The 21,279-nt window shown below is 51.6% G+C and carries 13 protein-coding genes; 12 read left to right on the forward strand and 1 reads right to left on the reverse strand.

Annotated features, from left to right (window positions below; genetic code table 11):
* The first annotated feature begins 5 nt into the window (after window positions 1-5).
* From P40081_RS18125 to P40081_RS18145, 5 genes are all read left to right on the forward strand, one after another.
* On the forward strand, window positions 6-1,430 hold the full coding sequence (locus tag P40081_RS18125; protein ID WP_052421878.1) for an extracellular solute-binding protein: 1,425 nt from the start codon (window positions 6-8) through the stop codon (window positions 1,428-1,430).
* A gap of 77 nt (window positions 1,431-1,507) precedes the next feature.
* On the forward strand, window positions 1,508-2,419 hold the full coding sequence (locus P40081_RS18130) for a carbohydrate ABC transporter permease (RefSeq protein ID WP_042137398.1): 912 nt from the start codon (window positions 1,508-1,510) through the stop codon (window positions 2,417-2,419).
* A 5-nt stretch (window positions 2,420-2,424) separates the two neighbouring features.
* Entirely contained in the window at window positions 2,425-3,750 is a 1,326-nt protein-coding gene (locus tag P40081_RS18135) for a carbohydrate ABC transporter permease (protein WP_042137399.1), read from the forward strand.
* A 26-nt stretch (window positions 3,751-3,776) separates the two neighbouring features.
* Window positions 3,777-5,702, forward strand: coding sequence for an FAD-dependent oxidoreductase (locus P40081_RS18140; protein ID WP_052421879.1), 1,926 nt, complete (start codon window positions 3,777-3,779; stop codon window positions 5,700-5,702).
* Window positions 5,703-5,717: 15 nt separating this feature from the next.
* Window positions 5,718-6,335 carry an SGNH/GDSL hydrolase family protein gene (locus P40081_RS18145; RefSeq protein ID WP_052421880.1) on the forward strand — a complete coding sequence of 206 codons (618 nt, stop codon included), beginning with the start codon at window positions 5,718-5,720 and terminating at the stop codon, window positions 6,333-6,335.
* Between the two features lie 559 nt (window positions 6,336-6,894).
* On the opposite strand, the gene P40081_RS18150 is transcribed toward P40081_RS18145, so the two are convergent.
* Window positions 6,895-10,614 carry a glycoside hydrolase family 9 protein gene (locus P40081_RS18150; protein WP_042137401.1) on the reverse strand — a complete coding sequence of 1,240 codons (3,720 nt, stop codon included), beginning with the start codon at window positions 10,612-10,614 and terminating at the stop codon, window positions 6,895-6,897.
* A 282-nt stretch (window positions 10,615-10,896) separates the two neighbouring features.
* Between P40081_RS18150 and P40081_RS18155 the strand changes: the two genes are divergently transcribed.
* From P40081_RS18155 to P40081_RS18185, 7 genes are all read left to right on the forward strand, one after another.
* Window positions 10,897-12,549: a response regulator transcription factor gene (locus P40081_RS18155; RefSeq protein WP_042137403.1), complete on the forward strand. Its 1,653-nt coding sequence runs from the start codon at window positions 10,897-10,899 to the stop codon at window positions 12,547-12,549.
* Complete coding sequence (locus P40081_RS39395; protein WP_231575424.1) at window positions 12,437-14,269, forward strand: sensor histidine kinase; 1,833 nt, start codon at window positions 12,437-12,439, stop codon at window positions 14,267-14,269. The genes P40081_RS18155 and P40081_RS39395 overlap by 113 nt, the downstream gene beginning before the upstream one ends.
* Window positions 14,270-14,375: 106 nt before the next feature.
* Window positions 14,376-15,311 carry an ABC transporter permease gene (locus tag P40081_RS18165; protein ID WP_197074243.1) on the forward strand — a complete coding sequence of 312 codons (936 nt, stop codon included), beginning with the start codon at window positions 14,376-14,378 and terminating at the stop codon, window positions 15,309-15,311.
* Between the two features lie 16 nt (window positions 15,312-15,327).
* Window positions 15,328-16,239: a carbohydrate ABC transporter permease gene (locus P40081_RS18170; RefSeq protein WP_042137408.1), complete on the forward strand. Its 912-nt coding sequence runs from the start codon at window positions 15,328-15,330 to the stop codon at window positions 16,237-16,239.
* A gap of 77 nt (window positions 16,240-16,316) precedes the next feature.
* A complete protein-coding gene (locus P40081_RS18175) occupies window positions 16,317-17,888 on the forward strand; it encodes an ABC transporter substrate-binding protein (protein ID WP_042137410.1) in 1,572 nt (523 codons plus the stop codon).
* Window positions 17,889-17,973: 85 nt separating this feature from the next.
* A complete protein-coding gene (locus P40081_RS18180) occupies window positions 17,974-19,077 on the forward strand; it encodes a glycoside hydrolase family 88 protein (protein WP_042137412.1) in 1,104 nt (367 codons plus the stop codon).
* Window positions 19,078-19,116: 39 nt separating this feature from the next.
* Window positions 19,117-21,276: a GH92 family glycosyl hydrolase gene (locus P40081_RS18185; RefSeq protein ID WP_042137414.1), complete on the forward strand. Its 2,160-nt coding sequence runs from the start codon at window positions 19,117-19,119 to the stop codon at window positions 21,274-21,276.
* Window positions 21,277-21,279: the final 3 nt, after the last annotated feature.

The following is a 21,279-nucleotide window of genomic DNA, read 5'->3' on the forward strand; positions in this document are numbered from 1 at the left end:
ATGAAATGAAGCGTTATAAAGGGTCTACACACAAGCGGGCTGCGCTGTTAACCATGTCGCTCGCCTTCGGCCTGCTGACGGCGTGCGGTTCCGGCAACGGGAACGATCCGGCAGCCGAATCGGCGGCAACGCCGGCGGGAAATACGCCTGCGGCGGAGAATACAGCAGGGCCTTCCAAGGAAGCAGCTATCGTCGAGATTACCGTTTGGGATAAGCCGGCGCCGGATGCCGCAACGAAAGCGGTCGCCGAAGAACTGCAGGCAAAGTTCGATGCTGCTTATCCGAACATCAAGGTCACACACGAGGATGAGACGCAGACGCCCGAGAAATTCCTGGCAGCGGTTGCGGGCGGAGAGCAGCCTGATGTGTTCCGGCCGTCGTTCCCCAAGATGCAGGAATACGTTCAAGCGGGCATTGTAGCGGATATTACCGATTTGATCAACGCTTCCCCTGATAAGGACCGTTTTATCGACGGCGCCTTCAACATGGCTACACGGGACGGTAAAATCTATGGCGTACCTCTCTCAATGTATTCGACGGGCGTCTATTACAACAAAAAGCTGTTCGAAACTGCCGGAATCACGAGCCTTCCCGCCACATGGGATGAATTCGCTGCTACGGCCAAGACCGTACAAGAGAAGAATCCGGGCACTATCGGTTTCGATATTCTCGGCATGGACTGGGGCGACTGGCACTTCGAGTATTACGTCTGGCAAGCCGGCGGAGATTTGACGGAGCTGCAGCCGGACGGAACGGTCAAGCTTAACTTCACTTCTGAGGCTACCGTCAAAGCCTTGCAGTATTACAAGGATTTGAAATGGACGCATAAGGTCGTTCAGAGCAATGTTCTCCAGTCTTTTGAAGAGAATAACAAGGACTTCTACAGCGGGAAGTCGGCGATGATCCTCGGAGCATCCGATGCCTATAACACCTTCGTCGGACAGGGTATGGACCCGAGCGTAATCGGCTTCATGCCATACCCGGTCGGTCCTGCGGGTGTAGGCCCATCCCAGGTGGGCGGCAGCTTCTGGGCAATCAGCCCGTCGGCAACTCCGGAGAAGCGGCAGGCGGCTTTTGATTACATTATGTTCATGTCCTCCAAGGAAGCCTTCGAGACCCGGCTGCAGTTCAATAAAGACAACGGGCTGGGAGTCAACCCGTTTACCGTCGTCAAAGACGTAGACACATCCAATTATGTTGAAGGCATGCCCGCTGATTTCTTAAGTGCCATCCGTAAGGCGGCCGAAACGCAGCAATTGGAATATTATTTGAAGTCGAGTCTGAGCCCCTATGTGGTGAAGCCGATTCAGAAGGTGCTGCTCGATCAGAATGCTGATCCTTTGACGGAGCTCAAGGCGGCGGAACAATTGGCGCAGAAGGAAGTTATCGATAAATATAACGCAGATATCCTGAGTAAATCCGGCAAATAACCACAGATTACTGTTAAGCTGCCCGGGGTTTCCGGCAAGGGGATCCCGGCATCTATTCTTGTGCAGGCGGTGAAAAGATGAAGCTCGAATCCAGTCCTCCCCTGAAGGCCCTTCCCGCCCCCCGGACCCGTTTCCGTATCCGGTGGACGCCGGTCTTGTTTCTACTGCCATCCATTATCGTCTTCATCGTGTTTAAGTATTATCTGATCTTCTCGGCCGTGCAAATCAGTCTATTTAACTACGATATCGTGAATCCGCCCGGCAGGTTCGTCGGGTTAGAGAATTACTTCGTCTTTTTGCAGACATCGACGTTCTGGCTTGCGCTCAAGAACACTTTTATCATCTTCCTCCTGTCCGTCGCGTTAACCTTCTGGGTGCCGATCGTTCAAGCCATCTTCCTGAGCGAGATCCGCAAGGCGAACGGAGTGTACCGGGTGCTGTATCAGATTCCGAGCATTCTGCCGGTCGTGGCAGGCGCGCTGCTGTGGAAGTGGATGTACAACCCCGACAGCGGGCTGTTCAATTACTTGCTCGGCAAAATCGGCCTTGGTCCCTACGGCTGGCTCAACGATATTAACATGACTAAGTTCGCCATTGTCCTGCCGGGGTTTTTCGCCAGCGGCGGAATCGGAGTGCTGCTCTACTATGCTGCGATCAAATCGATCCCTGCAGAATTATTCGAATCGGCCAAAATCGATGGTTGCGGCCCCTGGCGCCGAATCCGGTCCCTGGTGCTGCCTAACATCCGCTTCGTAATCCTGATCCAGTTCATCTCGTTCATGTCCGGTGCACTGCTTGCATTCGATAATATCTTCATTCTGACGAAGGGCGGTCCTGCAGATGCTTCACTGGTCGTTTCCTTGCTCATTCAGCGTTCTGCCTTCGAACAATCGAACTTCGGGATGTCGGCTGCCCTGTCATTCTTCATGTTTCTGGTAATTGCCTTGCTGACGGTCATTCAATTCAAGCTGCAGAAGGAGGAGAACTGATCCTTATGAAATCTAACCGCATCTCTGAGCGAGGTGAGAAGGGACTAAAGTTCACCTCCTATGCTGTGACGATATTGTTTCTCCTGTTCGGTACGCTGCCACTCGTATGGCTGTGCCTTACTTCCATCATGGACAACGAGTCGATTCAATCGGCTACGCCCAAATTCATTCCGGACGTGCCTCACACGATTACTGTTACATTAGATTTCACGGGTGCAGCCAGCGGGGATGAGACCTTCTATAAGAAAGAAGCAATGGAGGCGATCTGGTTCCCCTGGGCATCCTTAATCCGCAACAATATCGGCGAGATTATCGTGAACGGGACGAGGGACGGCCAGCAGCTGTTCCGGGCCAAGGCCACTTCGGCGCAATTCTATGTGGGCCAGATGTCGATTGTGCCTACCCGCGTCGTCAACGATCAGGTGATGAAGCTTAAGCTGCCCACCATCGCAGAGCGGAAACTGAGTGATTTCGAATGGTACGGACCGGCCTCTAAGCCGGCCAAGGCTACGGCACCCTCCTCTGACCATGAGGTGGCGAAGCTTTACCGCGATTTCTTCGTGTCCCATGACGTGTTAGCCGGAACAATAACGAGTGTAGAGCATTCCCGCAATAAGCTAAGGCTGTTCGACAGCTTCGCCAGCCTGCAGCACATAGCGCTTGGGAAAGCCGGGGATCTCGGGTTCTACCGTTACTTCATCAACAGCGGAATGGTCACGTTCACCGTCATCATCTGGCAGCTGGTCTTCGCGGGTATCGGCAGTTATGCCTTGTCCCAGCTCATCCGCAGCAGCCGCCTCAGATTCTTCCTGTTGATGTTCTTCCTGGCGACAATTATGATTCCCGGGGTATCGATCCTGATCCCGCAATATATTCTGATCAAGAACCTGCATCTAAGTGACTCCCTGTGGGCCATCATCCTGCCGCATTTCGCCTGGGGCTTCGTAATCTTCCTGTTCAAAGGCTTCTTCGATCAGCTGCCCAAGGAATTGCTTCAGGCGGCCCGGATTGACGGTGCTGGTGAATTCAGAACCTTCTTGAAGATTGTCGTTCCCATGTCGATCCCTGTGTTCACCATCGTGGCGGTCATGACCTTCGTGCCTGTATGGAATGAATTCATGTGGCCCTACATCGTAACGAAATCGCCGGAGCATTGGACCTTCCCGGTCGCGATGAACGATATGCAGCAGACGACCAACCGCAATACCATCGTCCGGCCGAACCTGATCAGTGCGAGCGGCGTCCTCTCGCTGATTCCGCTGCTGATCTTGTTCATATCCACACAGCGTTTCGTGGAGAAAGGGATTAATTTCACAGGAATTAAGGGCTAATAACCACTTGAAGGAGCAGAGGATAAATGGAAAGCTATGAGGTTGTCATATACGGAGCAACACCCGGCGGAATCGGTGCAGCGCTCGGAGCGGCGAGGCAGGGCCGGCGGACCTTGCTTCTGGAACCGACAGATCATCTGGGAGGAATGCTGACCAGCGGACTAGGCAGAACCGATATTCTCTCTCTTGAAGCCTCCGGCGCCGTATTCCGTGAATTTGCCGGCCGCGTACATGCTTATTATCGTGACCGGTACGGCGAAGAATCCGCGCAGGTCCAGGATTGCAATAACGGATTATTCTTCGAGCCGTCCGTCGCTCAGCATATCCTGCAGGAGATGACAGGCAAGGAAACGCTGCTTCACATTCAGCTGTGTGCGGAGCTGAAGGGTGTCCGGGTAGAAGGCACTCAACTGCTGGCGATTCGGGTACAGACGGATGCTGGCGAACAGGAATTGGTCGGCAACGTATTCGTGGACGGGACTTACGAGGGTGATCTGGCGGCGATGGCAGGTGTGCCTTACCGGCTGGGGCGCGAATCCCGGGAAGAGTGGAACGAGGAGTATGCCGGCAGGCTCTATATGAACTTCGATGAATCGAAGGAAGTGTATCCCGGCAGCACCGGCGAAGGGGATGACCGGATACAAGCGTATAATTACAGGCTGTGCCTAACCCGGAACCGGGATAATTTCATTGCTTGTACCAGACCGCCGGGGTATAACCGTGACGAATATGCCCTGCTGGCAACTGATGTAGCGGAGCAGCGTATCAAGTCCATTGGCGACATGCTTAATATGCTGGCCGTGCCGAACGGTAAGACAGACAGCAATAACCACCATTACTGCATGTGCTCGACGGATCTTCCGGAGGAGAATACGGCTTATGCCGATGGGGACCGCAGGACAAGGGAGCTATTCGCGAAACGCCAGAAGGAGTATATTCAGGGGCTGCTGTGGTTTATTCAGCACGATGAGGAGCTGCCGGAGGACTTTCGCAAGGATGCGCAGAGCTGGGGGTATGCGGCGGATGAATTTACCGCTTACGATTATTTCCCGCCGCAGTTATATGTGCGTGAAGCCAGAAGGATACAGGGAGAGTACACGTTTACAGAAAATGATGCAAGACTGGCTCCGGGCCTTGGGCGTGCGCCGATTCAATTGGACAGCATCGCGATCGGGGATTACCCCATTGATTCTCATGCCGTGAAGAAACGGGAGCCCGAAGGTCAAAACAAAGCGCTTGAGGGCTTCCTCGGCCTCAACTGGCTGTCTGAAATCTATCAGATTCCCTACGGTGTTATAGTTCCTCAAGCTATTGACGGATTGCTGGTACCGGTCGCCGTGTCCGCCAGCCATATGGGCTTCGGCACCCTCCGGATGGAGCCATGCTGGATGCAGCTCGGCTTTGCGGCCGGCATAGCCGCAGACCTTGCCATCACTAGGAACACAGATGTGCGTCTTGTGCCTGTCGATGCATTGCAGATCAGCTTGCTTGATCGGGAGCAGCGGATTACTTACTTCGAAGATGTTGCCTGGGATCATCCGGCAAGGCAGGCCGCGGAATACTTGGGAACAAAGGGGTTCTTCACTGCTTATGCTGCCGGATTAGACGATCCAATGCCGTTATCCGAAGCCTCCAGACTGATTGCATGGGCACGCAGTTTACCCGGATGCCGCAGCCTGCCTGTACTTCCGGCGACAGACAACCTAATTCCGGTTGGTACAGATATGGGGCCAAGGCTGCCCCTGGAGGAAGCCGGACCGCGGGAGTACTGGCGTGAACGGCCGCTGCTAACCGGGGCGATGGCGGCGAATTGGATACAGGTTGCATTAAGAGGGCTTGGCCTCTCCGCCCGGGAGGACCCGCTTATAGAGCTTAGCCGGGAATCCAGCATCACAAGAGGGACGTTTGTGTCCAAGCTGTATGAGCTTATCCGTGAGGTTCAGCAAATGTAGTGAGGGGGTGTGTTTTTGAGAGCATCTGGCCGATGGGCAGGCAAAAGCTGGGGCACGCTTGGCGACAGCATCAGCGCGGCGGGTGGTTATCAGCCGCTGGTGTGTGCAGAAGTTGGTTTCGGAACAATGGTCAACCTCGCAGTCAGCGGTTGTCCTATGGCAGCAGGCGGAGACCGTGACTACGGGGCGACTGTACATGCGGGCCGTTCCTTAACTGAGATCCCTGACTGTGTTACTATTATGGCCGGAACCAACGATTTCAGGCTCGATAAGCCGCTGGGAAATATGGAAGGGCGGGACATTCATACGTTTTACGGTGCCTACGCCACTTTGATTGAGGACCTGTTAACCCGCAGACCGGATGCCCGTCTGAATCTGTGGACTCCGCTTCAGCGGGATAAGGACGGATGGGATACTGCCTTCATTAACGGCGCAGGCTTCCGCCTGCCGGAATACGCTGAAGCGGTCCGCAGGATCGGGGCTTATTATGCCTTGCCCGTACTGGACTTATATGCCGAAAGCGGGATTACCGGGTTAACCCTGAACTTTTTCACCGTTGACGGCCTTCATCCGAATGAGGCAGGCTTTCAGCGGATTGCAGAGCTGGCCATCCCTTTTCTGGAGCGGATTTGAACAGTCAGTGATTTGGCCAATGAAGAAATGCCGCTTCCGTCATACGGTGTGGTTCATGAGCAAATTCCAATTCACCCAGAACAGGTTGATCAATAGTTTTCATCCGGTTCTCCTCCGTTTTGACGTCATGCATGGACCACCATAGATCAATTTCTGCTAAATGTTGTACGTTTTACAACTCTAATCCATGGATAGCCAGGTGATCGGAAGGATTGTTGTATGAAATACAAGAATAATACTGCTGAGCTGCTTGAATAAGGTGAAATGCTGCAATTTGTACAACAATTTTGGATTTGGGCCGATATGAGGAGGGAAATGTTGTATTTTGGGCATGATTTTATACAAAGTTTCTGGATCTCTGCCACAGAAAGCGGATGAATCTATAACATCCTGTCCGCGCAGCGTCCACTCAAGTGCACACGTTGATCCTACTACACAAGCAGCAAACGGTACCGTCCTTTTTAGGGACGGTACCGTTTTTGCGAGAAATAGAAGGAGGAGCTGTCCCAAGCAGCTATTTCTTAGCTTGGGACAGCCCCGTATGCAGCGGGCTTATTAGCTACCCAACAACTATAGGGCCGCTCAGAACCTCTGTACTTATGGCATCAGTAAACGTATCGGTGGTGTGGAAGTAGTAGGAATGCTGGCCGGGAGGCAGCATGATGGTATATTGATAGACTCTGCCGTCAACATAATTAGTGTCACCCGGATTAGCAGGCTGCATGATCCGGACAACGCCGTCCAAGACCAGCTCCATGGCAAATGGGGCCTGATTATCCGCATCGGTATAAGTGACTGTGAAAGTATACTCGGTCTGCGGCGTGCCTGCTGTATGATTTACGCCTCCTGAAGTTAACGTTGGCGCACTTCCGCTGACCTGATTGGTCGCCTTAATTTCATCAATCAGCATTTCTCCGGCAGTGACTGTATTTTGTTTCAGCCAAATGGACATCTTCAGCGCCTTTTTATCAATGGCCGGACTAAGTGCATTCAGATCAAATTGCAGAACGCTCCAGTCCGCTGGAACCTCTACCCAGCCTCCGGTCAGATTGTACGTTCTTTTGCCGTCATTAATTTCAATCCGGGTTCTGAGGTCAGGCGAGGCCGGATTCTTAAGCGTAATATTCAAATACCGGTAGCCGCTCAGATCGACCACATCGTTCCACGGCTGGAATTTAGCCGCTGAAGTCACACTTGCCGGAGTCTGGGCGAATTTGCCGGCTGAACGTCCGTCTGCTGTAAGCTTGGTGAACGTTCCCGTGCCGCCATTCTGATTATACCAGTTGACCCAGGTCGTGTTGGCCGCAGAACCACCCCAGAATCCGCCTCCTGCAAAATCATCATATAACAGCGGAGTGGAGGGGTCCGGCAACGCGGGAGCAACGGTGTAATGAGTCGAGCTGTAGGTGTATCCGCCGGAAGAGTCCTTCGCTCGAACATCTACTCTCCGGTTGGTATAGGGCAAGGATTGGCTCTCATCGATAACCGCAGCGTACACCGCACCGCTTACAGTTGAATATACATTACCGGATACCGTCATCGGCTGATAAGGCAATCCGGCTGCCGCATACTCTACCTGGCTCAGATCATCCCCGGCCTCAGCAAAAACAGTTACATCTCCGCGGACCCATTCTCCAATCACCGGAGAGAGTAGCGGCAAGGCGGGCGGCTTCGCTGTGTTGTCTGCCCCTGTTCCCGGAGTTGCACTAAGTCCCATAACTGTGTACAGGAGTCCTGCCTGAATACTGATACTGAACTCGTTATACCGCCACTGATTCGTATCATCCAGATAGAGGGAACGGTCTTCGTACCAGGGGCTTATACTGTTCCGATTCTTAGGATCTTTCATATTCGGTCCGCTGACCATGGCGCCGGGGAAGATAATCCCGGTATCACCCGCAGTATTGGAATCCTCATTGTAGCGGGTATGCGGGAACATTACATGATGGGTGCCAATGCCGGAGACCCAGCTGATATTCCACGGATTTTCTCCGAACAGCCAATACATACCTTTTACCACCGCCTCCAGTGCTGCCGGGTCACCGAATAATTCATAGTACCGCAGCAGGTCCCCTAAATAAGAAGCATGAGGTTCGTTTACGCCGAAGTTTTTGAACTGGTTCAGTACACCATACGGGGTATCATCTGAAGTGGAGAGGAAGAAATCCGCTTGCCCTTTTAACAAACTATGAATATGAGACTGTGTTGCAGCATCGGCAACCGGATAGAACTCAGCCATGGACATTGGGCTCATATCCCAGTAGTTCGTGGAGGAGATGTCACCCAAGGTTAAGGCGTTAATTGTAGCCGAGGCTGCATTCCTATACTGGATCTCGCCGGTCAGCAAGTACAGTTCGACATCAGCGAGCAGCTTGGAATTGGGGATGCCTCCTCTGGTGGAGTAAGAGCCTATTGGACCGTCAGGATGGGCAACCACATAATCATAGAAGATTACAGCTGCGCTCTCGCATTGGTCGGCAAAATCCGTGAGTTCTGCAATCCGGGCTGACGCGATATCGCCTTCGTTAATGGCCGTGCGGATCGCGCGCGCTGTAGCAGCAAGTGTACCCGCTGACTTGGCTGAGCCGCCGACGCTTAAATCGGTCAGCTTCCGGTCATCCGCTGTGACGGAGATGTTGTCGGTAGATTTCTCCGGGTGAACGAAAGAAGCATTGTTCCTGAGATTATACATTTCCCCGCCAAGCTGATCCGCGAACTTAATGAGATATTCGCTGCCGAAGACAGCTTCATCTACCAGGTCCGGGATGCCATTGCTGTCGTTATCGTACTTCACACTGTCTTTGTCCGCATAACGCGTATAAGCAAGTGCAATCTCCGCGCCGACCCATTGGTTACCGCCATATTTGCCGTAATCCCCAGCATCGTACCAGCTGCCTGTCAGATCATAATGGGTCAGGCCGTCCGCAGACTGGGCATCATCCAGGTGACCCGCGGCATGGTAGAGCTTGGCGGAAGGAGCTACACTGCTGTAACCCTCAGGATAAGCATCACTGGTGGCTACTGAGGCACGCAGAAGACGGTAGAAGGCTGTCATTTCATCCTTGTATTGATTCCACAGGTTAGGCGTGATTTCAAAAGGATAGGAATACTGCTGATTACTTCGCACCCTGTAGTTGTTCCCGGCATCCGTGACGGAGGAGAAACCGATAGAATAGACATGCTTATTCCAATAGAAGCCCTCGTAAGTCATGGTACCTGAAGACACGACATTTGATCCATCCAAGATTTCATAAGTGGCATCTGTGACGGTTGTAGTTGAGATGAATTTGGCGTTCTTGATATCGTCTGCACTGTAGCCGGCTTGGCTCACTACAATATCAATTACAGAAGAGGAATTGACTACGCTCAAATTGTGAATTCCGGTCTTGACTTCATTCGAAGTCGTATCTGTGGTGCGGAAATAGTAGGAATGGGCTCCCGCCGGAAGCTTGGTCATGAACCTGTAATCTTTTCCATCCGTGTAGGTTACATCAGCTTGATCGGTTTCGCGCATAGTATAGGCCGTGTCATCAATGATCACCTGGACGGCATAAGGCGCCTCGTTATCCGGGTCGGTATAAGTGGCATCGAAGGTAAAATTAGTGTTCTGGTTATAGCTGCCATCTGTATCCGCACTCATCACAGCCGGGCTTAACTGAGGCGCGGTACCACCGGAGGCCGTGGTAAACACGATATCATCGATCAGCATTTCCCCGTAAGTCCCGCCGGCTTGTCTAAGCCACACCTCCAATTTGACTTTCTCCTTCTGAATCTTGGGCGACAGGGCATCCAGATCAAACTGCAGGCTGGTCCAGGTATTCGTTGCTGATACATAACCGCCGGTAAGATTGTAATTGGTGATGCCATCGCTTATGACAACACGAATGAGTGACTGGGCATAACCTGCATTTTGCAAAGACAGATTCATATAACGGTAGCCCGAGAGGTCAAAGGTCTCGTTCATCGGCTGAAACTTGGCCCAGGAGGTGGAGGAGCCTGGGGTTTGTGTGAACTTTCCAATCGTGCGGGTGCCTTGGACCGTCTTGGTGAAAGTACCGCTGCCCCCGTTCTGATTGTACCAGTTCGTCCAATTTTGTTTGAACAGCCCGCCGCCGGCAAAATCATCATACAGAAGAGGGTGGCCGGGTCCCGGCAAGGGGTTAACCGCTGCTGCGGCAGGCCGGGGAGACAGAGCGACAGTACTTATGATCAACAACAGACTGAGGCATACCGGTAATAACTTTTTGAGTCTCCCGGGGAATAGGCATGATCTGAACATCTGTTTAACCTCCTCATAGTCGGATAGTGTGAACCCTAATCTCCTTTCCTTATTTATGTAAACGCTTGCAAAAAGAGCATAAAAGAGTTACTATCACTAATCGATGATGAATTACGGGAAATATGTGATCTATACTAGGGCTGTAACGGCTTCAAACCTATGAAACAGAGATCTTTCAAAGCCTGGCGGTCAACAATCCTGATATAGATCACACAAAAGATGAAATAGATCATCTACCGGAATTTGCAGCGAGTGTACTGTGATACAAAAGGGGGGAGCATCATGTATAAAATTCTCGTGGTAGACGATGAGCCGAGAGTGAGTGCGGGAATCAAGAACTTCCTGCTCGCTTCGGATATGAACATCACTTATGTTGAAACGGCAATCAATGGGTTCGAAGCGATTGATTATTTGCGGATGGACCGCTTTGATCTGGTGCTGACCGATATACAGATGGGCCGGATGAGCGGAATTGAATTAATGGAGAATATCTATATGGAGCAGTGGAATGTCCCGGTGATTGTCATTTCCGCCCATGAGAAGTTTGATTTTGCCAAAAAATCACTCCGGCTGGGGGCAAAGGATTATCTGGTTAAGCCGGTAGAGCGAACAGAGCTGCTGCGGGTAGTCCGCAAAGCGTTAACCCAGAAAGAGCTTCCGGGGAAGAGTCTTGAGGCGGAAAGCAGGCCGGTACAGGACCAGTCCAGGCGCAATGAGTGGCTGATGGAGCTGGTTACAGAGCGGAATCTGACCCGGAAGGATATTGAAGATGTGACCAGTGAGGTGGGAGAGCTATTACAAGGACAATTCTTCGGCGTGATCTCCAGCCGCATTGATTATAGCCAGGCCGGCTTCAGCCAACAGAAGGTCACTCTGCATGACCGCAAATTATTGAAATATGCGGCGATTAATATTATGAATGAAACCTTAATGGAGTGGAATGGTTTGACCTTCAACGGTTTCGGCCATTCGATCATCAGCATTATCCAGTTATCTGCCGAAGAAATGGGCGATCCCCGGGTTAGAGTACACTCGCAGATCCATATGATCGGGCAGATGATCGCCATGAATATGAAGCAGTATCTGAATGTGGAGGCAACGATCGGCCTCAGCACTTTGGGCGGAGATGTATTAATGCTCCCCAGGCTGATGGAAGAAGCAGACACTGCGGCGGAGTGGACCAAAGTCCATCCCGGACAAAGAGTCTTCTATTATCACGATATAGCCGTGCAGGATAATCTGAGTATGGTCGTCTGGATGAGCAAGGTCAGTGAATTCATGGAGCAGATGAAATCAGCGGTAGAATCCGCAGGGGACGTGAATCCGCAAAGCATCCTTGGCCAGCTGCCGGTGTCTGAACAGTCACAGGAGGTCACGAACAGCTATTGCGGGATGCTGATCTACCGGATTTACGGGCTGCTGGTCGAATACGGGCAGGGGAATGGGGTCTCCCTCTATGATTTCAACCCGGATATGGTGTTCCAGGGACTTAGCGGACAGCAGAAGCTGGAACGGCTGCACCGGTACATTGAAGATTCGGTTGCTTTTTTGCAGCAGCTCTCGAAGGCCAGAGATCAGAATGTGATCTCGCGGATTACCAGCTACATCCAGAAGAATTACCGTAATCCGGCGCTGAAAATCCAGGATATTTCCGAGGAGGTTCATTTCAGCGCAGCTCACTTGGGTTATATTTTCAAACGTGATATGAAAACCAACCTCTGGGATTATGTGACGGCACTAAGAATGGAAGAGGCCCGGCGGCTGATGATTACCACAGACAAGAAACGGTATGAAATCGCCTTTGCGGTAGGATATGAGTCGCCTGAGCACTTCAGCCGGATGTTCAAGAGAATGCTGGGGCTCACACCGGCAGAATTCCGCAAGCAAGCCAGAGGAGGGAACCGGACTGAAGCTGAAACTGAAACTGAAGCATAAAGTCACCCTGGCATTCCTCGTATTGATTGTCCTCCCCTTTATAGTAGTAGGCTGGATTTCAGCTTATGTGGCTGTAGACACCATCAAGGAAGAAGTCGGCAGTACAACACTCCAGCTGGTTAAACAAAATCATGTGACGATCGACAAAACCATATCCGCGATCAATGACAGGACGGTCACACTGCTGGATAATCACTTTTTCAGTAATCCGGCGGGGTATAGCTTCTGGACCGGAATTGACACGCTGAATGAAATCCAGCAGGCCGATAATATTCTGGAGAGCTGGTCTACCGGAGGCACGGAATATGCAATTTATATGAGAAATATTGAGCGTAGAGATACGCCTTTTGATCTTTCCCATAAGACGAAGGGATTCAAGTATTTGGATAATGACTCCGGCGTGTTGCCTGACGCTATGGTAAGCAACATGGATGTCAGCGGCGGCGGGGCACTGCGCATTACGCATGCAGAGACCGGTGAGCAAACAATCTCGTTCATGCGCAGTATCCTCAATCCCCGGGATTATAATGAGGCCATCGGCCTGCTGGTGGTCAACAAGGTAGAGGTGCTTTTAACCCGGGATATGGTATCTGTTGAGGTGCCGTCTGCTGCCGGTATCTTTTTATTCAACGACAAGGATGAGCTGTTAATGTCCGCAGGTTCAGGCAGCATTTCACTGGCCGAGATTGACAAGAATATCGGACCTGCGGGGCCTTACGGCTTCACCTTTGCGGAAGAAGGCGGGGAAGAGTGGCTCTATGCCTATTCGGACAGCCCGAAATTCCACACCAGATTATTGTACAAAATCCCCTTAGCGTCCATTACCGGTAAACAAATCTGGCTGCAAAATATGCTCGTCATTATCTCCGTCGTTTTTTTAGCATTTGTCCTCACGTTTGTTCTCTATTTAGTGCGGCTTGTCGTCAAGCCCGTAGTGAAGCTCGTCTCGGTTATGAAAATATATGAACCCGGCAAAACGCTGTCATGGACGGAGGAGCCGCTCAGGCATGACGAGTTCGGCATTCTGTATGGATCATTTGTGAAAATGACCAAAAGGCTGGATTATTCAATTGAAGAAAATTATGTGATGCAGCTGAAACAAAAGGAGTATGAGCTGCTGATGCTTCAATCCCAGATCACCCCCCATTATCTGTACAATACCCTGGACTCGATTTACTGGTACGCGCTGGATAGCGGAAATACCGAGGTAGGCGAAATGGTCCGTGACTTATCCATGCTGCTGCGTATTGGGCTAAGCAAAGGCCGTAAAATGATTACAGCCGGGGAAGAGCTGGAGCATGCCCAGGCCTATACACGGCTGCAAGAGAAACGTTATCCTGACACCTTCGAGGTCCGCTGGCAGATCGATGAAACATTGAGCGGCTATGAAACTCCCAAAGTCATTATTCAGCCTCTGATCGAAAATGCCATTATTCATGGCGTGCGCGGAATGGATGGGGAAGGAGAGATACGGGTATCTGCCGTTCAAAGTGAAGATACCCTACGCTTCATCGTAGAGGACAACGGACATCTGCCTGTAGATCCGGATGAACTCTCAGCCATTATGCAGGCAGAGCATAGTCCGAAGGGGTACGGCATCAGAAATGTGCATCAGCGGGTCCAGCTCCATTACGGGGAGGCGTATGGTTTAACCTATGAACGAAGTGTGGACGGGTGGACACGGGCAATCATCACCCTGCCTTTGCGCAGGCCTGAATGAAGGACTACCGGCTATGGGCGTTTAAAAGATCACGTTTTTACGGGAATGCATCATCGTAGCCGTGTAGAGATGGTTCTATAATAAGTCCATGAAAGGAGTAATGGACATGACTAGAGCCACTGGATTCTCAAGATTTATCCATGCCATGTGGAAGTACAAGGCGCTGACACTAATGATGCTGCCGGCCGTTCTTGTCCTTCTGGCGCACAGCTATCTGCCGATGTTCGGTATATTCATTGCGTTCAAGAATGTGAATTACATTGACGGAATTTGGGGGAGTCCATGGGTAGGATTTGATAATTTCAAATTCCTGTTCTCTTCGGGAGATATGTGGAGAATTGTAAGAAACACGCTCCTGTACAGCTTAACCTTTATGATGCTGAACCTAGTGCTGTCAGTATCGATCGCGGTGGCCATCAATGAGATCCGGAGGCGGTTTCTGGCAAAAGCTTACCAAAGCTTCATTATCCTGCCGCACTTCCTGTCGATGGTCGTGGTGAGTTATCTCGTATACGCTTTCCTGCAGCCGGATCATGGCTTCATTAATGCCACCGTCCTCAAAGCCTTCGGGCAGGATGCGGTGTTCTGGTATTCGGAGAAGGAATACTGGCCTTATATCCTGGTGTTCGTGAACGCCTGGAAGCATGCCGGCTTCGGTGCTGTAATCTACATTGCGGCGATTGCCGGAATTGACCCCGAATACTATGAGGCTGCGCTTATCGACGGGGCTTCCAAGTGGAAGCAGATTACGAACATAACGATCCCTTTTATCCGGCCGGTCATTATCATTATGACGATTCTGTCGATGGGAAGTATCTTCAGTTCAGACTTCGGGCTGTTCTTCCAGGTGCCCATGAACTCAGGGGCATTGTATCCGGTTACGGATACCGTCGATACGTATGTATACCGGGCCTTGATGCAATTAAATGATATCGGGATGTCCTCGGCCACGGCGCTTGTTCAATCGGTGGTTGGGTTCATCATGGTGATCGCAACCAATAGCGCGGTCAGACAAATTGACCGGGAACAGGCATTATTCTAAATAAAGGAGAACAATCATGGCCAACGACTCCGGCAGCCGCATCGGCGGAATTTCTGTAGCTTCCAGTTTAATTTTAAACATTGCTTTTGTAATCCTCTCACTAATCTGCTTTTTGCCTGTTCTGCTAGTCATTATTGTATCCTTCACAGACGGACAGTCTATTCTGACTCAGGGGTACAGCTTTGTTCCGGATAAATGGTCGTTGATTGCCTACGAATCCATCTTTAAGGATTTCCAGACGATTCTGTCGGGCTACCGGGTGAGCTTTACCATAACTATTCTTGGCACAGCGCTCAGTGTACTGCTCATGGCACTGTATGCCTATCCCATTTCACGTGCGGATTATCCGTTCCGTAATGCATTTACGTTCTTTTTGTTCTTCACGATGTTGTTTAATGGCGGGATGGTCAGCAGATATTTAATTTACACACAGGTGCTGCATATCAAGGATTCCTATATGGCGCTGATCCTGCCCATGCTGATTGTGCCATTCAACGTAATTATTATGAGGACCTTTTTCCAGACGACCATTCATCCTGCAGTGATTGAATCGGCAAGAATTGACGGTGCGGGTGAGCTTAGAATCTTCCTGCGGATCGTTCTGCCGCTCTCGTTGCCTGTCCTGGCGACCATGGCTTTGTTCAGCACTATAGGTTATTGGAACGACTGGTTCAATGCGCTGCTGTATATCAGCAGTGAGGACAAATATCCGCTCCAGTATTTGATGATGCGTGTCCTCAATGACGTGCAGTATCTGCGCAATAACGTAGAGCTGGCCGCCCAAAATCCAACGATGATGAAGAACCTGCCGAATGAATCCTTACAGATGGCAATGGCCGTCATAGGGATGGGGCCGATTCTGATCGCGTACCCTTTCTTTCAGAAATATTTTGTCAAAGGCCTCACAGTAGGGGCTGTTAAGGGCTAAAGCAGCGGTGGAGCCGGCAAGCAGCATATTCTGTCTGCCGTTCTATATATAAGCTTAATCATTTAGGGAGGGTTAATATGAAAAAGTTAAAAGGGCGCAAACCGCTATTCACGGCGATTGTTCTGGTTCTTGCGTTAGCCTTGCAGGCATGCTCTGGCGGTAATAACGGGGGTACTTCTGAACCGGCAGCATCAAAAGGCACGGAGAGCACGAGTACTGCGGCACCTGCTGACAGTCCGGAATCACTGAAGCCTTACGAGGTGTCGATTATCTACTTCGGTGCGCCGCAGCGGGATGATGCGCTGGTCGAAGCCAAGCTCAGTGAATATTTCAAAGAGAAATTTAATGCCACTGTTGATCTTCAGCCGATCGCCTCCAGCGAATACAAGCAGAAGACCGAGCTGATGTTAAATGCCGGTGAGCCGATGGATCTTGTATTCACAGCCTCTTGGCTTAATTTCTTCGGCAACGTCTCTAAGGGCGCCTTCCTGGATCTGGATGATCTGCTGGCCAAATACGGGCAGGGCATCTCGGAGAACCTGAACCCGATCTACCTGGAGGCTCCGCGCTACAAAGGGAAGCTGTATGGGATTCCCACAAACAAAGAGATTACCCAGGGCAAGGCCTACACTTACCGGAAAGATATAGTCGACAAATATAGTATCCCTATTGAGGATATTAAGACGATGTCAGACTTTGAACCCTGGTTCAAGCTGCTGAAGGAGAAAGAGCCGGCATTGATTCTGGATTTCATTAAGGAGTCGGGTGAAGGCATGATGTATGAGACCCGCTCGAACTTCCGCGTTATCGGGCCAACGCCTAACAAGATTCCTTTGTTCTTATATGACTATACGAATACAGATAACATCCAGATAAAGTCGGTTGTTGATCCGGAAATCTCATCGATTGCCAAAGCGGAGTATGAGCTGAACCGCAGCTATTATGAGAAGGGCTACATCAATAGCGATGCAGCTACAACAACGACTGACATCGGTGATTTAAGAAAACAGGGTAAAATCTGGATGCAGCAGGCCGTCTGGAAGCCGGGGGCTGATATTGAACTGAAAATTGCCACAGACAATAAATATGATTTTGTCTCTAAGGTTATCGAAGAGCCTATTGTAACCACGGACCTTGCCGCCGGATCGATGTTCTCCATCTCCCGCACCTCCAAAGATCCGGAGCGGGCCATGATGGTATTAAATGCGCTGCATACCGATCCTTACGCCGTGAACCTGTTCGTTAACGGAATTGAAGGCACCCACTATAAGAAGATTAGCGAGAACCGCATCGAGCCGATTGCCGATTCCGGATATGGCACCAGCGCCTTGTTCTGGGTGATCGGTAATCAGCTCATCAATTATCTCAAGCCGGGTCAGCCTGATGATTTGTATTCAAGCTGGAAGGAATTCAACAATGAGGCCAAACGTTCACCGCTGTTAGGGTTCGTATTCGATGAGTCGTCCGTCAAAAACGAGATTACTCAGCTTACCTCGGTCATTGGCGAGTACCGGGCCGCAAGCACGGGGGCTATTCCTGACCCTGCCAAAATGCTTGAGGAAAGAAATGAGAAATTAAAGAAGGCCGGCATTGAGAAGGTCCAAACAGAATTGCAGAGCCAAATTGATGCCTGGAAAGCAGCTCAATAATTAACGGATTGAAGCATGGCAGGAGGTCTGTTGTTTCAGGGCGTCCTGCCATTTAACTGTACAAGAGAAAAGGAGACCATACACGATGGAGACTTGGATCAATGAGGCCTGGGATTATTCCCTGGGCAAATTAAGCACCACGCGCCACAGAATCGGAGCAACCTTCCCCAATGCCTCTTACGGCGGAAAATATGATGCGCGTGACCCCGATTGCTGGACCAACGGGTTCTGGCCCGGAATCCTGTGGCTGGCTTATCGTGCTACCGGCGATGAGGAATACCGGAGGATCGCCGAGAACTGTGAGGAGCAGCTGGATGCGCCTCTTCAGGAATACGAACAGCTGCATCATGATAACGGATTCCTCTGGAGCTTGTCAGCGGTAGCCGACTACAAGCTTACCGGCAATATGCTGTCCAGAAGAAGAGGGCTGATCGCTGCCAGCCATTTAGCCAGCCGCTTTAATCTTAAAGGGCATTTCATCCGTGCCTGGCTGTATGAGGGCAGCGAAGGCCTGGCTATTATAGATTGCATGATGAATCTTGGCTTACTGTACTGGGCCAGCGAAGAGCTTAAGGACCCGCGGTACCGGCATATAGCCGCTGCACATTCTGAAATGGCGCTGCGGGAATTCATCCGTCAGGATGGCTCGGTGCACCATATCGTCCGCTTCGATCCCGGAACGGGAGAGCGGATAGAAGCGCTTGGCGGACAAGGGTATAGTCCGGATTCCGCCTGGTCCCGCGGATCGGCCTGGGCGATTTACGGATTCGCTATAGGGTACCGCTATACGCGCGACATCCGGTTTTTGGATGCGGCCAAAGCGGCTGCGGATTATTTCGCCGCACAATTGCCGGAGGATCTTGTGCCACCGTGGGATTTCCGGGCACCTGCAGAACAGCTATGGGCCAAAGATTCAACAGCTGCGGCCTGCGCAGCCAGCGGAATGCTGGAAATTGCCTTTCTGCTGGAAGGTGAAGAAGCAGCGCGCTACCGGAAGCTCGGCGCGGCAATAACGGAAGCGCTGTTCCGTCATTACACGCCGGAGGACCCGGCGGAAGAAGCGTTGATTACCAAGGGGACCGGCAGCTTCCCGTCCAATGCCGAAGTAGAGGTGCCTATCATCTACGGCGACTTTTACTTTCTGGAAGCCTTACTGAAGTTAAAGGGCGAGAGCGAAATCTTTTGGTAGAGGGAAGGCATTACCGGCAATGAAGGAGGTACAACGTTGATGAGAAGAAGAGTGGATTATGTCGATCCGTTTATAGGCGTGGATGGAGAAAACAATTGCTTGTGCGGGCCTTATCTGCCGGGCAGTATCGTAAGGCTTGGCCCGGATACGCTGCCGCCGCAGCTATCCCACGGCTACAACAGTTCGAGGCCGATTATCCGATTCAGCCATACGCATGTCAGCGGAACGGGAGGCGGAGGCCGTTACGGCAATGTGGGCTTCACCCCTTATACCGGCATGCAGCGGTTCCATATTGATCCTTACCTTAAGGAGAATGAGCAGGCCGAAGCAGGATATTACAGCGTGCGATTAATGCCCGCTGCCATACAGGCTGAATTGACCAGCACAGCGCGCACAGGCATCCACCGTTACAGCTTCAAGGCCGGGGATGCTGCCAACCTGCTGATTGATGCCGGAGCAGTAATTCAGGTAGGCGGAGATGAGCCGGGGAAGACTACCGGCGTCTCCACGGGCGGTTACCTTGAAGTAATATCGGAGTACGAGATTGCCGGCCGTTCCGACCTGCGCGGGGGCTGGGGGCATGAGTTCCCTTATTCCGTCTACTTCTTTATTCGCTTCGATCAGCCGATGAAGAGCAGCCTGCTGGCAGACGCCGGCGGAGTACGGCGCAGCTCGTCTGTGGATGGCCCGAATTGTAAGGCTTCCCTTAGCTTCGGTGACTGCGGAGTTCTGGTGGCGAAGACAGGCATTTCTTATGTAAGTGTCGGCAAGGCCAGAGCCAGTGTGGACCGGGAAGCATCCGCAGGATTCGATGAAATCCGGCAAGCGGCCGGCGGCATCTGGGAAGATAAACTGAGCAGAGTCACGGTGGAAGGCGGAAGTGAGGAGCATACGCGGCTGTTCTATACTCTGATGACCCGGCTGTTCTGTATGCCGAGTGACTTGGGGGTAGACGATGAGAACTTCGCCTGGGAATCCGGGGTCCGGCACTTCACTGATCTGTATGCACTGTGGGACAGCGTCCGAAATGCCAACTCGTTGATTACACTGCTCGACCCGCAGCTTGAAGCGGATATCCTCAATTGTCTGCTGGATATCGCGGATCATACCGGCTGGCTGCCGGACGCCTGGATTATGGGACATAGTGCGATGATTCAAGGGGGAAGCTCCGCAGATGTGCTGTTCTGTGAAGCGGCGCTTAAGAAGCTGGAGGGAATAGATTATGTTAAAGCCCTGAAGCAAATGCGCAAGAATAATGAGGTTCCGTCTCCGGACACCTGGCTCTATGGCCGTCACCTGAAGGATTACCATTCCCTGGGGTACTTGTCGACGGATGTGAAGAAGAACTGTGTATCCCGTCATATGGAGTATACCTATCAGGACTGGTGTATCGGCCAATTGGCCGAAGTTCTTGGTGAGGAGGAGGCGGCAGAAGAATATTATCAAAGCTCGGAGAAGCTATGGAATTTATGGCGGGAGGATCTCAAATGCTTCGCGCCCCGGCTTCCGGGCGGGGAATGGGCAGAGTCCTTCGACCCCTTATCCTGCCTGCCGGATTCATGGAATGATCCTTACTTCTACGAAGGAACCAGCCTGCAATGGTCGTTCAGCACGCATCATGACTTTCATGGACTGGTCGAACGGCATGGGGGGACAGAAGCTTTTATCAGGCATTTAGACGATTTCTTTGACGGCGGATTCTATAACTCCAAGGAAACTATGCTGCATATTCCTTATTTATATATTTATGCGGGAAGACCCGACCGGTCGGCTGACCGGGTCCGGGAATGTCTGGAGACATACTTCAGGGCTGAACGTGACGGATTGGGTGATAACGAGGATATGGGCTGTCAGAGTGCCTTTTTCATCTGTTCAGCTATGGGGTTGTACCCTTTGATGGGTCAGGACATCTATTTCCTCGTCCCACCGTTGTTCAATAAGGTAACCTTGCTGCTGGGAGCGAAGGAGACTCCCGTTCCTCTGACGATCGAGACTCAGGGTGAATGCAGCGGGTCCGGCAACCGGTATATCCTGTCCGCTTCCATCAACGGCAAGGAATTGAACCGTGCCTGGGTCCGCCATGAAGAAATCGCCGGAGGAGGCACGCTTCTGCTGGAGCTTGGCTCTGAAGCCGGAGAGTGGGGAAGCATGATTCCACCTTCCCCGCTCAAGGAATGGGAACAGCGCGCAAAGTCATAAAGG

Source organism: Paenibacillus sp. FSL P4-0081 (assembly GCF_000758565.1).
GTDB classification, from domain to species: Bacteria; Bacillota; Bacilli; order Paenibacillales; family Paenibacillaceae; genus Paenibacillus_AQ; species Paenibacillus_AQ phytohabitans.

Excerpts from the sequence above, each read along its gene's own strand:
- P40081_RS18125 (WP_052421878.1), top strand. The coding sequence starts at position 6 with ATGAAGCGTTATAAAGGGTCTACACACAAGCGGGCTGCGCTGTTAACC.
- P40081_RS18130 (WP_042137398.1), top strand. The coding sequence starts at position 1,508 with ATGAAGCTCGAATCCAGTCCTCCCCTGAAGGCCCTTCCCGCCCCCCGG.
- P40081_RS18135 (WP_042137399.1), top strand. The coding sequence starts at position 2,425 with ATGAAATCTAACCGCATCTCTGAGCGAGGTGAGAAGGGACTAAAGTTC.
- P40081_RS18140 (WP_052421879.1), top strand. The coding sequence starts at position 3,777 with ATGGAAAGCTATGAGGTTGTCATATACGGAGCAACACCCGGCGGAATC.
- P40081_RS18150 (WP_042137401.1), bottom strand. The coding sequence starts at position 10,614 with ATGTTCAGATCATGCCTATTCCCCGGGAGACTCAAAAAGTTATTACCG.
- P40081_RS18155 (WP_042137403.1), top strand. The coding sequence starts at position 10,897 with ATGTATAAAATTCTCGTGGTAGACGATGAGCCGAGAGTGAGTGCGGGA.
- P40081_RS18165 (WP_197074243.1), top strand. The coding sequence starts at position 14,376 with ATGACTAGAGCCACTGGATTCTCAAGATTTATCCATGCCATGTGGAAG.
- P40081_RS18170 (WP_042137408.1), top strand. The coding sequence starts at position 15,328 with ATGGCCAACGACTCCGGCAGCCGCATCGGCGGAATTTCTGTAGCTTCC.
- P40081_RS18175 (WP_042137410.1), top strand. The coding sequence starts at position 16,317 with ATGAAAAAGTTAAAAGGGCGCAAACCGCTATTCACGGCGATTGTTCTG.
- P40081_RS18180 (WP_042137412.1), top strand. The coding sequence starts at position 17,974 with ATGGAGACTTGGATCAATGAGGCCTGGGATTATTCCCTGGGCAAATTA.
- P40081_RS18185 (WP_042137414.1), top strand. The coding sequence starts at position 19,117 with ATGAGAAGAAGAGTGGATTATGTCGATCCGTTTATAGGCGTGGATGGA.